The sequence below is a fragment of the Pseudoroseicyclus aestuarii genome (assembly GCF_003217255.1).
GTDB classification, from domain to species: Bacteria; Pseudomonadota; Alphaproteobacteria; order Rhodobacterales; family Rhodobacteraceae; genus Pseudoroseicyclus; species Pseudoroseicyclus aestuarii.
Map to the genome: position 1 here is coordinate 26,533 of NZ_QJTE01000003.1, position 14,082 is coordinate 40,614.

Annotated in this window: 13 protein-coding genes; 5 read left to right on the top strand and 8 right to left on the bottom strand. The window is 69.4% G+C overall.

Translation table 11 applies throughout. From position 1 onward, the window contains the following. Positions 1-15: 15 nt before the first annotated feature. The 3 genes from DFP88_RS09375 to DFP88_RS09385 all read left to right on the top strand — a co-directional run bounded on the left by DFP88_RS09375 (position 16) and on the right by DFP88_RS09385 (position 3,185). On the top strand, positions 16-2,163 hold the full coding sequence (locus DFP88_RS09375) for a YjbH domain-containing protein (RefSeq protein WP_110814239.1): 2,148 nt from the start codon (positions 16-18) through the stop codon (positions 2,161-2,163). Positions 2,164-2,165: 2 nt separating this feature from the next. After that, positions 2,166-2,837: a YjbF family lipoprotein gene (locus DFP88_RS09380; protein ID WP_181418610.1), complete on the top strand. Its 672-nt coding sequence runs from the start codon at positions 2,166-2,168 to the stop codon at positions 2,835-2,837. A 99-nt stretch (positions 2,838-2,936) separates the two neighbouring features. Beyond that, positions 2,937-3,185, top strand: coding sequence for a hypothetical protein (locus DFP88_RS09385; protein ID WP_110814241.1), 249 nt, complete (start codon positions 2,937-2,939; stop codon positions 3,183-3,185). A gap of 165 nt (positions 3,186-3,350) precedes the next feature. Here the strand turns inward: DFP88_RS09385 and holA are convergent, their stop codons facing one another. The 5 genes from holA to DFP88_RS09410 form a co-directional block, all read right to left on the bottom strand. After that, on the bottom strand, positions 3,351-4,382 hold the full coding sequence (holA, locus tag DFP88_RS09390) for a DNA polymerase III subunit delta (protein ID WP_110814242.1): 1,032 nt from the start codon (positions 4,380-4,382) through the stop codon (positions 3,351-3,353). After that, positions 4,379-4,852, bottom strand: coding sequence for an LPS assembly lipoprotein LptE (gene lptE, locus DFP88_RS09395; RefSeq protein ID WP_110814243.1), 474 nt, complete (start codon positions 4,850-4,852; stop codon positions 4,379-4,381). The genes holA and lptE overlap by 4 nt, the downstream gene beginning before the upstream one ends. Further along, on the bottom strand, positions 4,839-7,415 hold the full coding sequence (gene leuS / locus DFP88_RS09400) for a leucine--tRNA ligase (protein ID WP_110814244.1): 2,577 nt from the start codon (positions 7,413-7,415) through the stop codon (positions 4,839-4,841). Before leuS ends, lptE begins: the two co-directional genes overlap by 14 nt. Before the next feature lie 113 nt (positions 7,416-7,528). Beyond that, positions 7,529-7,927 (bottom strand): DUF3576 domain-containing protein, encoded by a 399-nt coding sequence (locus DFP88_RS09405; RefSeq protein WP_110814245.1) that lies wholly within the window; start codon positions 7,925-7,927, stop codon positions 7,529-7,531. Positions 7,928-8,061: 134 nt separating this feature from the next. Beyond that, a complete protein-coding gene (locus tag DFP88_RS09410; RefSeq protein ID WP_110814246.1) occupies positions 8,062-9,231 on the bottom strand; it encodes a porin in 1,170 nt (389 codons plus the stop codon). Positions 9,232-9,417: 186 nt separating this feature from the next. Between DFP88_RS09410 and DFP88_RS09415 the strand changes: the two genes are divergently transcribed. Next, the gene (locus DFP88_RS09415; RefSeq protein ID WP_110814247.1) at positions 9,418-10,071 is read left to right on the top strand and encodes a YggS family pyridoxal phosphate-dependent enzyme; all 654 of its coding nucleotides are present in this window, start codon (positions 9,418-9,420) and stop codon (positions 10,069-10,071) included. A 39-nt stretch (positions 10,072-10,110) separates the two neighbouring features. Beyond that, positions 10,111-11,169 (top strand): cell division protein ZapE, encoded by a 1,059-nt coding sequence (zapE, locus tag DFP88_RS09420; protein WP_110814248.1) that lies wholly within the window; start codon positions 10,111-10,113, stop codon positions 11,167-11,169. Here the strand turns inward: zapE and DFP88_RS09425 are convergent. From DFP88_RS09425 to accD, 3 genes are read right to left on the bottom strand one after another with little or no spacing between them, the layout of a single operon-like run. Then, positions 11,166-11,660 (bottom strand): hypothetical protein, encoded by a 495-nt coding sequence (locus DFP88_RS09425; RefSeq protein ID WP_110814249.1) that lies wholly within the window; start codon positions 11,658-11,660, stop codon positions 11,166-11,168. The genes zapE and DFP88_RS09425 overlap by 4 nt on opposite strands. Then, positions 11,657-12,967 carry a bifunctional folylpolyglutamate synthase/dihydrofolate synthase gene (locus tag DFP88_RS09430; protein ID WP_110814250.1) on the bottom strand — a complete coding sequence of 437 codons (1,311 nt, stop codon included), beginning with the start codon at positions 12,965-12,967 and terminating at the stop codon, positions 11,657-11,659. Before DFP88_RS09430 ends, DFP88_RS09425 begins: the two co-directional genes overlap by 4 nt. Next, positions 12,964-14,046 carry an acetyl-CoA carboxylase, carboxyltransferase subunit beta gene (accD, locus tag DFP88_RS09435; RefSeq protein ID WP_110814251.1) on the bottom strand — a complete coding sequence of 361 codons (1,083 nt, stop codon included), beginning with the start codon at positions 14,044-14,046 and terminating at the stop codon, positions 12,964-12,966. Before accD ends, DFP88_RS09430 begins: the two co-directional genes overlap by 4 nt. Between the last annotated feature and the right edge of the window lie 36 nt (positions 14,047-14,082).

The window sequence follows — 14,082 nt, forward strand, 5'->3', positions numbered from 1 at the left end:
GAGCCTCCGGAACCGATGTCCCTCAGACCGCGCCTGCTGAGCTGTACAGCATGTCTTGCCCTGTCGTGCGGCGCGCCGCTGGCGGCGCAGGACCGCGCCGTGACCTATAGCCAGTACGGCACGCCCGGCCTGATCGAGATGCCCAGCGCGATCAGCGCCGACGAGGGCGAGATCGCGGCGATCGTGTCCTGGTTCGACGGTCAGCAACGCAACCAACTGACCTTCCAGGCGACGGAGCGCTTCTCCGCGACCTTCCGCTACTCGCGGCTCGAGGGGTACAACCTGCCGGGCCAGCCGGCGCCCGGCTCAGGCACCTATTACGACCGCAGTTTCGACCTGCGCTACCGGATCACCGACGAGGGCGACGTGATGCCGGCGATCGCCGTCGGCCTGCAGGATTTCCTTGGCACTGGCGCCTACGGGGCGGAATACGTCACGGCGACCAAGACCTTCGGCGATTCCATCCGCGCCACGGTGGGCCTGGGCTGGGGGCGCTTCGGCAGCGACGGCGGCTTCGACAACCCGCTGGGCCTGATCAGCGACGACTTCGACGAGCGCGACATCATCGACTTCGGCGAGGGTGGCAGCCTGGACTTCGACCAGTACTTCCACGGCGATGCGGCTCTCTTCGGCGGGGTGGAATACGTTCCGACCGAGAAGCTGGTGTTCAAGTTGGAGTATTCCTCGGACGCCTACGAGCAGGAGACGGCGCTGGGGCTGATCGACCGATCCTCTCCCTTCAACTTCGGCGTGACCTATCGCCCGGTGCCGACCATCCACCTCAGCGCCTCCTACCTTTACGGCAGTGAGCTGGCGCTGCGCGGCGCGGTGACGCTGAACCCGACCAACCGCCCCTTCGACGGCGGCCTCGACCCGGCGCCGACGCCGGTCGCGGTGCGCGGCGCCGATGCCGATGCCGCGCGCAGCTGGTCCGGCGCGACCATCAGCGAGGTCGAGATCGGCGAGACGCTGCAGCGTGCCCTGCGCACCGAAGGCGTCGACCTCGACTCCATCCAGCTGACCGAGCGCAGCGTGCGGCTACGCTACACCAACCAGCGCTACCGGGCCGAAGCGCAGGCCATGGGCCGCATCGCCCGGCTGCTGACGCAGGGCCTGCCGCCGTCGGTCGAGACCTTCACGCTCGAGCCGATGCGCCTTGGCATCCCGCTCTCCGCCGTCACCCTCAGCCGCAGCGACATCGAGGCGCTGGAGAACGAGGCCGGCGCGACGCAGGCGATCGCAGAGCGGCTCCACCTGCGGGACGCGGGGACTGCCGCCGGGCTGACGCAGCTGCCGCGCACCGACGACCGCTTCGACTGGGGGATCAGCCCCTACACCGGCCTCAGCTTCTTCGACGCGACGAACCCGGTGAAGCTGTCGGCGGGCCTGAAGCTGACGGCAAGCTACGAGTTCACGCCCAATCTCTTCGCCTCCTTCGAACTGCGCCAGCGCCTTTACACCAGCAACGACAGCGACGGTGAGGTCGGCGGGGTCGATGTCGACAGCGCCCCGGTCTACCCGGTGCGCACCGATACGGCTGTCTATTCCGACCGCGGCACCACCGCGATCACCGAGCTGACGCTGGCCCATTACGGCCGCCCCGGCCGCAACCTCTACAGCCGCGCGACGATCGGCTACTTCGAGCGGATGTACGGCGGCGTCTCGGGCGAGATCCTGTGGAAGCCGGTCGACAGCCGGCTCGGCCTCGGGCTCGAGGTGAACTACGCCCGCCAGCGAGAATTCGACGGCGGCCTTGCCTTCCGCGACTACGACGTCGTGACCGGCCATGCCTCGGCCTACTACGACATCGGCAATGGCTTCTACACGCAGGTCGATGCGGGCCGCTACCTCGCCGGGGACTGGGGCGCGACCTTCACCGTCGAGCGCGAGTTCGAGAACGGCTGGCGCCTGGGCGGCTATGTCACCCGCACCGACATCTCGGCCGAGCAGTTCGGCGAAGGCTCCTTCGACAAGGGCCTGCGCCTGACGATCCCGCTCGACTGGGTCATCGGCACGCCGAGCCGGCGCGAAGTGGACACCAGCTTCGCCTCGCTGACGCGGGACGGCGGCTCTCGTGTGCGAATCGACGGGCGTCTCTACGACGAGGTCCGCGACGGGCACCTGTCCGATCTGAACGACGGCATGGGCCGGTTCTGGAGATGATGATGACGCGTATCACGATTCCCGCCCTGCTGGCCCTGACCACCCTCGCGGCCTGCGGCCAGGGCGAAGCGCCGGGCCTGTTCGGACAGATCGCCGGGCGGGTCGGCCCGCTGCTCGTCGGGCGAGGCCCGCTCGAGGTCGCCTCCGGCGAGGCGGCCGCCACCCTTCCGGGCGTGCCCGAGGGGCAGGCTCCCGATCCCGAATCGCTTCTCGCGGTCGAGGCGCGGACGCTCGGCATCGTCGAGGCGGCCGTGAAGGTGCAGGACAACGGCGACCGGGAAACATTCATCGGCCAGTCGGGCTATTCCCTCGCATACGAGGACGGGATCCTCGTCGCGACGCGCGGCCTTCTGGATGATCTGATGGGCGCCGATACCGGGCAGGTGCGCGCCGCGCTGAACGCCGGCGGCGGACGCGCGCTGCGCGTGCACGACCGGCTGAGCGATCTGGACCAGATCATCCGGGCCGAGTTCGACTGCGTCATCGCCCCTGCTGGCAACGAGGCGGTGGAATTGCTGGGCCGGACGGTCACCGCGCGCAAGTTCAGCGAAAGCTGCGAGGGCGAGAGCGTCGCCTTCCAGAACCTCTATTGGCTGGATCAGGACGGAACCATCCTGACATCGCGCCAGTACGTCACGCCGACTGTTGCATATTTGCGTAGCACCCGGCCGTGAAGTGCCCAAGCCGGGGGGGCGGTCAACCATGCGGCTTGTCTGCCCTTGGGACCCGCGCTATGACCCCTGTAACGCTTTGTTATCAACTGGAGTAGAGACATGCGCCTCACGAAGACTCTGATTTCGGCCGCTCTGGCCACCTCGCTCATCGGCACCTCCGCCATGGCCGGCGGCCTGGCCGTTGAAGTCGTCGAGCCCCCGGTCGTCGTGGCCGAGCCCGCCGCCCCCGTGCAGCGTTCCAGCTGGAGCTACATCGTTCCGCTCGTCGCCGTTGCCGGTCTGGTCGCTCTGGCCGCTTCGTCGGACGACAACGACGACGACACCGACACCGAAGAAGACGACGCGTAAGTCTCTCGGCGTCTTTGACGCGGAAAGGGCGGCCCCTCGGGGTCGCCCTTTTTCGTTTCCGGCCAGCGGTTTGCGTCCCGCGGGCCGTGCTCGGCGAGCATGACGCGGCGCCTGCGCCTGCTGGCAGGATCTCGTTCGATCGGACCTGTGGGGAGGCCGGCTGCCTTAGCGGGCGGGGCCGCGCTGCAGCATCGCGAGGCGGATCAGGGCGCGTTCAACCAGCGCCTGCGGCGGCACCGGGCGCGCCATGCGCAGCGACAGGTCGGTGTCCAGCAGCACGGCGATGGCCTGCTCCAGCCGCTCGCGCCGCCAGCGCCCGGCCTGCCGAATCATCACGTCGCGCCTTGGCCCGAAGACCGGCGGCCGCAGCTTGGCCACGCCCGAGGCAGCGCCGCCGGGATCGCTGGCCGCGGCATGCAGCGCGCGGAAGTGGCGCAGCGCCATGATGCACAACGTCACCGGCTGCACGCCCTGCGCGTAAAGGCGGGCCAGCAGCGGTGCGATGCCGTCGACCTGCGAATCGGCCACCGTGGTCAAAAGGTCGTCCATCTCGGCCTCGGCCGAGCGGGGGGCGACGGCGGCGATGTCCTCTGGCGTGACGGGCGCGGCCTCGCCATGCATGTAGAGGCCCAGCTTCTCGATGGTCTGCCGGAAATCCCCCGGATCGAGCGACTTCGACAGCCCGCCCAGGGCCGCCCGCGCCTCGGAGGCGATGCTGTTCAGCCCCGCGGCCTGAAGCATCTCGCCGATCTCCTCGCCGCTGGGCGGGTCGTCGTAAAGCGCGATGGCGACAGCGGCGCGCTGCCCCTCGAACAGCTTGCGCAGGGCCGAGCGGGCGGGAAGGCTGCCGGCGGTCACCACCAGCTGCGCGTCGCCGGGCTGCCAGCCCGAAAGCGCGCTGCCGATCAGATCGGCGAGACCGTCCGTCGCACCGTCGACCGTGACGGCGCGCGGGCCGGGGAAGAAGCCCTGCGCCCGCATCGCATCCTCGAGTTGCGAGGGATCGCTGCGCAGGTCCGCCGCCGTCAGCCGGGTCAGCCGCATCTCGGCCTCGGCCTCGGGGCCGGTCATCGCCAGCACGAGCGCGCGCCGCTTGTCCGAGACGCGCATCGCGTCGCCGCCGTACAGCAGCGCGCCGGCGGCCTTGGCATCGGGCCGCTTGATCCAGGCGGCGGCATCGCGGGTCGACAGCTTCATGACGCGGGCGCCGCTGCATAGAGGCGGGCGAGGATCAGGTCCGCCAGCGCCACCGCCAGCCGCGATTCGGCATCCGTGCGGGCGGCGGCAGAGGCCACCGTGCTGCCGGTGGCGGAATAGCCGGTGAAGCTTTCCACGTTGCCCTGCGCCAGCACCGCGCCGGCGGCATCGCGCAGGACATAGTCGGCGGTGCCGACAAGGCGGTAGCGCGTGGTTGCGTTGTCCCCTGTCACGGCGCCGCTTTCGATCGTGCTGCGGCTGTCGATGGACAGTGCGAAACGCGCCGCCTCGCCCCGGCCCAGCCGGTCCAGCATGTGCTGCCGCAGCCGGTAGCCGAGCACATCCGCCGGCACTTCGACCGTGGTCTGCCCGCGCAGCGCGGCGCCGGCCCCGCCGGGGGCCAGCACCGGCTGAAAGCCGCAGCCCGCGACCAGCGCCGCGGCGAGGATCAGCGCCCTAGACGACGACATTGACGATACGGCCGGGCACGACGATCAGCTTCTTCGGGCTGCCGCCGTCCAGCGCCTTCTGCACGGCGGGCTCTTCCAGAACCAGCGCCTCGATCGCGTCCTTCGCCATGTCCTTGGGCACGGTGATCTCGGACTTGCGCTTGCCGTTGATCTGGATCGGCAGGGTCACGCTGTCCTCGACCAGCCATTCCTCCTGCGCCACCGGCCAGGCGGCGGTGGTGACAAAGCCCTTGCCGTCCAGCATATGCCAGATCTCTTCCGACAGGTGCGGCGTCATCGGCGCCATGAGCTGCGCCAGCACGCGCGCGGCCTCGCGCCGCGCCTCGGCGCCCGCGCCGGACTTCTGCAGCTGGCCGGTAAAGGCATAGAGCCGGGCGATGGCCGCGTTGAAGCCGAAGCTTTCCACGCCCAGCGTCACGTCGCGGATGGTGCGGTGCAGGGCGCGCATCAGCGCCTCGTCCTCGTCCTTGCTGCCCTCGCCGGTGGCCTCGGCGGCCTCTTCGGCAATGCGCCAGACGCGGGCGAGGTGACGGGCCGCGGCCTCGGCGCCCGCGGCGGTCCATTCCACGTCACGCTCGGGCGGGCTGTCGGACAGCACGAACCAGCGCGCGGCATCGGCGCCGAACTGCTGCACGATGGCATTGGGATCGACGACGTTGTTCTTCGACTTTGACATCTTGGCCGAGGGGACGATCTCGATCTCTTGCCCGCCGTCCTTGAGGAAGGCCCGGCCCTCGCGCAGCTCCACCTCCTCGGGATAGTGGTACTGGATCCGGCCATCCTGCGTCCGCCGGGTCTGGTAGATCGCATGCGTCACCATGCCCTGCGTGAAGAGCGCATCGAAGGGCTCGCGCGCGCTGGCGGGGACATGGCCGGTCTCGTTCATCGCCCGCATGAAGTAGCGCGAGTAGAGCAGGTGCAGGATCGCATGCTCGATGCCGCCGATGTATTGATCGACGTTCATCCAGTAATCGATGTCCTCCGCCTCGGTCGGGGTCGTGGCGCGCGGCGCGGTGAAGCGGGCGAAGTACCAAGACGAATCGACGAAGGTGTCCATCGTGTCCGTCTCGCGCTTGGCGGGCTTGCCGCAGGCGGGGCAGGGCACGTCGCGCCAGGTCGGGTGCCGGTCCAGCGGGTTGCCCGGCACGTCGAAGGAGACGTCGTCCGGCAGGCGGACGGGCAGGTTCTCTTTCTTTTCCGGGACCGTGCCGCAGGCCTCGCAATGGACGACGGGGATCGGGCAGCCCCAGTAGCGCTGCCGCGACAGGCCCCAGTCCCGCAGGCGAAAGCGGGTGACGCCGGTGCCGATGCCGTGGCTCTCGCAATAGGCGATGGCGGCGTCGATGGCGTCGGCGCCGGTCTGCGCCTCGGCGCCCGCATAGGCGCGCAGGTAGCGCACCTCCTCGGTCTTGGGCGGGACGTAGGCGGGCCCGCCCTCCTCGGGGGGCTGATGCTCTTCGGCATGGGCGGGCGCGAAGGTCGAGGTGACGGGCAGCTCGTACTTGCGCGCGAACTCCAGATCGCGCGGGTCATGCGCCGGGCAGCCGAAGATGGCGCCGGTGCCGTAGTCCATCAAGACGAAGTTCGCGATCCAGACCGGCAGGTCCCAGCCCGCGTCTAGCGGGTGCTTGACCGTCAGCCCGGTATCGAAGCCCAGCTTCTCGCCGGTCTCCAGCGCCTCTTCGGTGGTGCCGCCGCGCCGCGCCTCGGCGCAGAAGGCGGCCACCTCCGCATTGCCCGCCTCAAGCTGGCGGGCCAGCGGGTGATCGGGCGAGATGGCGACGAAGCTGGCGCCCATCAGCGTGTCGGGCCGGGTGGTATAGACCTCGATCCGCTCGTGCCCCGCGGGCGGGTCGATGACCTCGAAGGCCATCTCGAGCCCGCGCGACCGGCCGATCCAGTTCGCCTGCATAAGCTTGACCTTGGCCGGCCAGTCGTCGAGGCCGTCCAGCGACTCCAGCAGGTCCTCGGCCATGGCGCTGATGCGGAAGAACCACTGCGTCAGCTCCCGCCGCTCGACCTCCGCGCCGGAGCGCCAGCCGCGCCCGTTCTCGACCTGCTCGTTGGCGAGGACGGTCATGTCGACGGGATCCCAGTTCACCACCGCGTTCTTGCGGTAGACCAGGCCCTTCTCGAGCATGTCGAGGAACAGCGCCTGCTGCTGGCCGTAGTACTCGGGATCGCAGGTCGCGAATTCGCGGCTCCAGTCCAGCGACCAGCCCAGCGGCTTCATCTGCGCGCGCATCTGGTCGATGTTGGAATAGGTCCAGTCCTTGGGGTGGCCACCATTGGCCATGGCCGCATTCTCGGCCGGCATCCCGAAGGCGTCCCAGCCCATCGGGTGCAGCACGGCATGGCCTGTGGCCAGCTTGTGCCGGGCGATGACGTCGCCCATCGTGTAGTTGCGCACGTGGCCCATGTGGATGCGCCCCGAGGGGTAGGGAAACATCTCGAGGACGTAGTACTTCGGCTTGCTCTCGCCGCGGGCGGCGCGGAACAGCCCGGCCTCGTCCCAGGCGGTCTGCCATTTCGCTTCGATGGTGGCGGCGTCGTAACGCGACATGCGTGGGTCTCCCGGCTGCGGCTGCGGGCCGACCGGCCTGGCGGGGCGGCCCGGATGGGGTCCTACTTCACAGGTGAGGCAAGGGCCACCGGCAGGTGGCCCGGCCCGGCGGTTCAGTAGCCGTCGGCGATGCGAAGCTGCCGCGCGCGCGACAGGATCGCGTTCTCGACCGCGATCTGCGTGTCGCGGGCGACGGGGCCCGCGGGCGTGGCCAGCGCGACGCTGAGCGCGCGGGCATCGAGCGCCGGGTCGCTGACGTGGATCACGGCGCGGTAGGGCTGGCTGCCGCCCGGCGGGGTGCCGTAGCCGGTGGTGATCACCCCGGTGAAGGGATCGACGTTTTGCACCGGCAGGAAGTCCAGCACATCCAGCGAGGCCGTCCAGAGGTAGCGGTTAACGGCGACGGCTTCGGCAGAGGGGCCGCCTGCCGGATTGCGCCCGCCGCAGGCGGCAAGACCTAGGCACAGCGCAAGGATGGCGGTCAGGCGCAGGCTGCGCGGCATCGACGGCATGTAGGCCCCTTTCGGCGTGAAATCGCGCCCGATCTGTAGCGAAGGGGCGGGCGCGTCACAAGGTGCCCCTGCCGCAAAGCAAAGGGGGCGGCCAATGGCCGCCCCCTCGCATGGATCGTGCAATCCGCCTCGACTTAGAAGTCGAAGGAGACCTGCAGGGTGGTGCCGAGCAGGTAGTCGTTGACGCCGATCTCGTCGAGGTCGGTGTCGGCGGTCGCGACGTCGTCGACGTCGGCGTAGGACAGCAGCAGCGAGGCGCCGTTGCCGAGGTCCAGCTCACCGGCGACGTAGTAGTAGGACGACTGGTCGCTGCCGTCGGCGGCATCGCCTTCGTCGACGTAGCCGGCGTAGGCCATCAGGCCGTTGCCGATGGTGTAGGAACCCTCGACGCCCATCTCTTCGTCGGCACCGTCGTGGTAGCGAGCGGAGAGAGCGAACGGACCGGAGGCGTAGGCAACTTCGAGACCGTAGTTGTCGTCGTAGTCAGCGGCGCCGTCTTCGTCGTTCAGGACGTAGAAGGCGGTCAGCGACACGGGGCCGACCGGGAAGGTCGCCTCGAGGCCGGTGGAGGAGCCTTCGCCGTCGTGATCGGCATAGGCCAGGGTCACGTCGAAGCCGCGGAAGGTGGTGCCGACGGCCAGACCGAAGACTTCGTCTTCGACGAAGTCGCCGTTGTAGCCGGCGCCGTAGCTCTCGTCAGCTTCTTCCTGGTAGGCGGCCGAGAAGGTGAAGCCACCGAATTCGCCCTGGGCACCGATGGAGCCCTGGTCGATGTTGCCGGTGCCGAGGCCAACGCCGGTGGCGCTCTCGCCGGCAACCTGGTCGTTGTGGATCAGCCAGCTGGTGCCGAAGGTGATGTCGTTCCAGGTGAACTCACCGCGCAGAACGACTTCGCCGTCCGCTTCGGAGAAGTCATCGGCGGCCATGTTGGTGACGCCGTTCCAGTAGGTCTCGGCGGCGAAGGAGGTGTCGCCGAAGTACATGGCGCCCATGTCGGCGGTCAGCGACAGCAGGAAGTTGTCGTCGGTGAACGAGCCGAAGTCGTCGTGGCCGTTGTCGATCGTGCCGGTGTCGGAGTCGACGTACTCGAAGCCGATGCGGACGGCGGCGGTCAGGCCGTTGTCCAGCTCCTGGGTGAAGTTGAAGTCGAAGTCGAAGTCGTTGTAGAACCCTTCTTCGCCGGTGTCGATTTCTTTGAAATCGTCGTTCCAGCCGATGGCGGCCGAACCGGAGATGTCGACTTCAGCAGCGGCGGCGCCGGCGAAGGCGACGATCGAAGCCGAAGCGAGGAGGATGCGTTTCATGTTGGTTCCCTCGTGTTTGCATTCCCACGTATGCCAGGCGCGCTAGCATTGGCAGGTTCATCGCCTGCCGAGGTACGCACGCACAAGTTATTTGGCCCCGTGGAACCGGAGCCGCGATGAAATGATGCAGCATGGACACACAGCCCCCTCGGCGCCCCGATCCATTGTCCATTTGGAAAAAATCCAATGCCCTTGAACGACATAAGTGAACGTCTGGCTGCCGCGACACGGGCTGCCGGACGCCCCGAGGATGCCGTCGCCCTGATCGCGGTCTCCAAGGTGCAACCAGAGGAGCGGGTCCTGGGCGTGCTGGAGCAGGGGCATCGCCTCTTTGGCGAGAATCGGGTTCAGGAGGCGCAGGATCGCTGGTCCCCCCTCCTGCCGCGCTATCCGGACGTGGCGCTTCACCTGATCGGCCCGCTGCAGACCAACAAGGCCCGCGCCGCGGTCGAGATGGCCGCGGCCATCCATTCGCTCGACCGGCCGAAGCTGGCCACGGCACTGGCCCGGCTGGCTCAGGAGCGGGGGCAGTCGCCCGACCTCTTCGTGCAGGTCAACACCGGGGCAGAGCCGCAGAAGGCCGGCGTGCTGCCGGAGGATACCGACGCATTCATCGGCGACTGTCGCGGCATGGACCTGCCCGTCGTCGGCCTCATGTGCATCCCCCCGGCAGAGGAAGACCCGGCGCCGCATTTCGCCATGCTGGCCGAGATTGCCGCGCGCAACGGGCTGGATGGCCTGTCGATGGGCATGAGCGGGGACTTCGAGACGGCAGTGGCGCACGGCGCCACCCATGTCCGCGTCGGCTCTGCCATCTTCGGCGCGCGGGACCACGGCTAGCCGCTTGGCGCCACGTCCCGGCGCGGCTAAGCCGGGCGGATGACGATACAGCAAGACTACGAGGCGCGGGTGGCCGATGGCCGGCTGACGCGCGATCCGGCGCAGGAATCGGTGCTGCCGGCGCTCGAGCGGGTGCGCGCGGCGCTGGAGCAGCCGGTGAGGCGCGGGTTTCTGGGCCGGCGCAAGCCCGAGGCCGCGCAGGGTCTTTACCTTTGGGGCGGGGTCGGGCGCGGCAAGTCGATGCTGATGGACATGCTCGTCGCCTCGGTCGAGGCGCCGAAGCAGCGCTGGCATTTCCACGCCTTCATGCAGGCGGTGCAGAAAGGCCTGACGGCGGCGCGCGAGAAGGGCCTCGACGATGCGCTGACCCCGGTGGCCGAAGAGATGGGCGAGGGGCTGCGCCTTCTGGCCTTCGACGAGATGCAGGTGACCGATATCGCGGATGCGATGATTCTGGGCCGCCTCTTCGACAAGCTGCACGATCTGGGCGTGACCGTTGTCACCACCTCGAACCGGCCGCCGCAGGATCTCTACGAGGACGGTCTGAACCGGCAGCTCTTCACCCCCTTCATCGCCAGGATCGAGGAGCGGCTTCAGGTGCTGGAGCTTGCCTCGGACGAGGATTGGCGCAGCGGCGTGCTGGCGCAGTCGGGCCGCTACTTCACCCCCGCCAATGCCGAGGCGCGCGCCGCCATCGCGAAGCTCTGGGACGAGCTGACGGGCGGCGCGGCGATGGAGCCCGCGGTGCTCAAGGTCGGCACCCGCGCCGTTCCCTTGCCCGGTCTGGCCGCCGGGGTGGCGCGGGCGGATTTCTGGGATCTCTGCGGCCGGCCCTTGGGGGCCGCGGATTACCTCGCGCTGGCCGAGGCGGTGCGGGTGCTGATCCTCGAGAACGTGCCGCGCCTCAGCCGCGACAACTTCAACGAGGCGAAGCGCTTCGTGACGCTGATCGACACGCTTTACGAGGCGAAGACGCGGCTGATCCTCTCGGCCGCCGATGTGCCCGATTCGCTCTACAAGGAGGGCGAGGGTGCCTTCGAGTTCGCCCGCACCGCCTCGCGCCTGCGCGAGATGCAGGGCGAAGGCTGGGGCGGCTAGCCGATCAACTCGCGCCCGCAGCACAGCGGATCGACCGCCGCGCGCGAGGCCGGGAGCGGCGTGGTCGGCTCGATCGTGCTGTCGTATTCGAAGACCCCGTCGACGCAGACATCCTGCCCGCCGTTGCCGGCGTTGAAGCCGAAGCCGGGATTGCCGCAGTCGTTCACCGCGCCGTTGGCGTTCCAGGCCTGCGATTCGCTGGTGCCCGGCATGACGAACTCCATGGCCTCGCTGTCGAAGGTCAGCACCCAGCTGGTCTCAGGCTCCATCTCCCGCAGGCTCCACTTGCCGACCTGCCGTCCGTCCCGGTAGCCGACGATGGCGAAGGCGGTGACGTCCTCTTCGGTGACGATGCCGCCATCAAGGCGATCGTCCGGCACCACCATGCTGCCGGTCATCGTGAAGCCGGCCTCGCCCACCCAGCAGAAATGCAGCCTCTCGGCCTGCGCGGGCGCGGCGGCGAGCGTGAGGGCGGCGATCAGGGCCCTCATGCGTTGCCCTCCCGCAGGATGGCGCCCGCAAGGTAGAGCGATCCACAGATCAGGATGCGCGCCTCGGGCGTCTGGCGGACGATGCTCTCGACGGCTTCTGCCACGGTCTCGGCCTCCTGCGCTGGCAGCCCGACGCCGCGGGCGGCCCCGGCGGTTTCGGCGGCGGGGATGGTATTGGCCTCGCCGGGGATCGACACCGCGGTCAGGCTGTGCGCCTGGCTCGCGAGCGGGCGCAGGTAGCCGGCGATATCCTTGGTGTTCAGCATGCCGCAGACAAGATGCGTCTCGCGCGGGGGCAGGGCCTCGAGCGTGCGGGCCAGCGCCGCGCCCGCCGCCGGATTGTGCCCACCGTCGAGCCAGAGCTCGGCGCGCGGCGCGGCCTCGGCCAGCGGGCCCAAGCGCAGGCGCTGCATCCGGGCGGGCCATTCGGCGCGGGTGACCGCGGCCTCGCAGGCCTCTTCCCCCGCCCCGAGGTGGCGCAGCGCGGCCAGCGCGGCCCCGGCGTTCAGGATCTGGTGCGGTCCGGGCAGCACGGGCAGCGGCAGATCCAGCAGCCCGCGCTCGTCTTGAAAGACAAGGCGCCCGCGCTCTTCCCAGGCGTGCCAGTGCTGGCCACGGGCCAGAAGCGGCGCGCCCAGCCGTTCGGCCCGCGCCTCGATCACGGCGAGCGCGTCCTCGTGCTGCGGGCCGACGACGCAGGGCACCCCGCGCTTGAGGATGCCGGCCTTCTCGCCCGCGATCTCGGCCAGCGTCTCGCCAAGGTACTGCTGGTGGTCGAGGTCGACGGGCGTGATCACCGTCAGCGCCGGCCTCTCTACCACGTTGGTCGCGTCGAGCCGCCCGCCCAGCCCCACCTCGAGCAGGCACCAGTCTGCCGGCGTCTCGGCAAAGGCGAGAAGGGCGGCGCAGGTCGTGATCTCGAAATAGGTGATCGGCGCGCCGCCATTCGCGGCCTCGCAGCGCTCCAGCAGTGCCGAGAGCGCGCCCTCGTCGATCAGGCGACCGGCAAGGCGGATGCGTTCGTGAAACCGCGCGAGGTGCGGCGAGGTATAGGCATGGACCCGACCGCCCTGCGCCTCGAGCCCGGCGCGGATCATCGCCTGCGTGCTGCCCTTGCCGTTGGTGCCGGCGATGTGGATCACCGGCGGCAGCCGCCGCTCGGGGTGGTCCAGACGGTCCAGCAGGTGCCAGACGCGGTCCAGCACGAGGTCGATGACCTTGGGGTGCAGGCCCATCAGGCGCGTCAGGACCCTGTCCGACGAGAGCCTGTCCGAGGAGGCGGGCGCTGCGGGCGCCGGGGCCGTCATTTCTTGGACGGTGCCCTGGTCTTGCCGGCGTCCTTGTCAGCCTCCTTGGCGGCGGGCTTGGCAGGCGTCTCCGCCGCCTTGGCCGGGGCTTCGGCAGGGGCCGGTTCGGCGGGCTTCGGCGCCTCGGCGGGCAGGCCGGCGGTTTCCTCGGCGGCGGGCTCGCTCAACGTCACCGGATCGCCCTGCGGCTCGGGCGTGGCGGGGGGCGGCAGGTCGGCCTTGATCGCCGGCGGCAGGCCCATGAGCATCCGCAGGATGTCGATCAGCTCGTCCCGCTGCTTGCCGCGCGGCGTCACCCGGTCGAGCATGCCGTGATCCAGCAGGTACTCGGCGCGCTGGAACCCCTCGGGTAGCTTTTCGTGGATGGTCTGCTCGATCACGCGCGGCCCGGCAAAGCAGATCAGGGCGTTCGGCTCGGCGATCTGCACGTCGCCCAGCATCGCGTAGGAGGCGGTGACGCCGCCCGTCGTCGGATGCGTCAGCACGACGATATAGGGCAGGCCCGCCTCGCGCAGCATCTCGACCGCGACGGTGGTGCGCGGCATCTGCATCAGGCTCAGGATGCCTTCCTGCATGCGCGCGCCGCCCGCGGCGGAAAACAGCACCAGCGGCGCCTTGCGCTTTACCGCCGTCTCCGCGGCGGCGACGATGGCATTGCCGACGTACATGCCCATCGAGCCGGCCATGAAGTTGAAGTCCTGCGCGGCGGCGACCAGCGGCATGCGCCCCAGCTCTCCGGTGGCGACGAGCATCGCCTCCTTCTCGCCGGTCTTCTTGCGGGCGTCGCGGATGCGGTCGGAGTATTTCTTCGTGTCGCGGAAGCTCAGCGGATCGACCACCGGCTCGGGCACCTTGACCTCTGTGAAGGTGCCGCCGTCGAAGAGCGAGGTGAAGCGCGCGCGCGGCGCGATATACATGTGATGCCCGCAGTTCGAGCAGACGTTCAGGTTCTCGGCCAGCTCGCGGTGGAACAGCATGGTTCCGCACTCGTCGCACTTGGTCCACAGGTTCTCGGGCACGTCGCGGCGGGCGAACATCGAGGTGATGCGCGGGCGGACGTAATTCGTGATCCAGTTCATGGCGGCGGCCGTTCCGATCTATGGGGTCGCGAGACA

What these genes read in the sequence shown, in the direction of transcription:
- accD (WP_110814251.1), bottom strand. Translation starts at nt 14,046, where the DNA reads ATGAACTGGATCACGAATTACGTCCGCCCGCGCATCACCTCGATGTTC.
- holA (WP_110814242.1), bottom strand. Translation starts at nt 4,382, where the DNA reads ATGAAGCTGTCGACCCGCGATGCCGCCGCCTGGATCAAGCGGCCCGAT.
- lptE (WP_110814243.1), bottom strand. Translation starts at nt 4,852, where the DNA reads ATGTCGTCGTCTAGGGCGCTGATCCTCGCCGCGGCGCTGGTCGCGGGC.
- DFP88_RS09415 (WP_110814247.1), top strand. Translation starts at nt 9,418, where the DNA reads ATGCCCTTGAACGACATAAGTGAACGTCTGGCTGCCGCGACACGGGCT.
- DFP88_RS09375 (WP_110814239.1), top strand. Translation starts at nt 16, where the DNA reads ATGTCCCTCAGACCGCGCCTGCTGAGCTGTACAGCATGTCTTGCCCTG.
- DFP88_RS09385 (WP_110814241.1), top strand. Translation starts at nt 2,937, where the DNA reads ATGCGCCTCACGAAGACTCTGATTTCGGCCGCTCTGGCCACCTCGCTC.
- DFP88_RS09380 (WP_181418610.1), top strand. Translation starts at nt 2,166, where the DNA reads ATGACGCGTATCACGATTCCCGCCCTGCTGGCCCTGACCACCCTCGCG.
- leuS (WP_110814244.1), bottom strand. Translation starts at nt 7,415, where the DNA reads ATGTCGCGTTACGACGCCGCCACCATCGAAGCGAAATGGCAGACCGCC.
- DFP88_RS09430 (WP_110814250.1), bottom strand. Translation starts at nt 12,967, where the DNA reads ATGACGGCCCCGGCGCCCGCAGCGCCCGCCTCCTCGGACAGGCTCTCG.
- DFP88_RS09405 (WP_110814245.1), bottom strand. Translation starts at nt 7,927, where the DNA reads ATGCCGTCGATGCCGCGCAGCCTGCGCCTGACCGCCATCCTTGCGCTG.
- zapE (WP_110814248.1), top strand. Translation starts at nt 10,111, where the DNA reads ATGACGATACAGCAAGACTACGAGGCGCGGGTGGCCGATGGCCGGCTG.
- DFP88_RS09425 (WP_110814249.1), bottom strand. Translation starts at nt 11,660, where the DNA reads ATGAGGGCCCTGATCGCCGCCCTCACGCTCGCCGCCGCGCCCGCGCAG.
- DFP88_RS09410 (WP_110814246.1), bottom strand. Translation starts at nt 9,231, where the DNA reads ATGAAACGCATCCTCCTCGCTTCGGCTTCGATCGTCGCCTTCGCCGGC.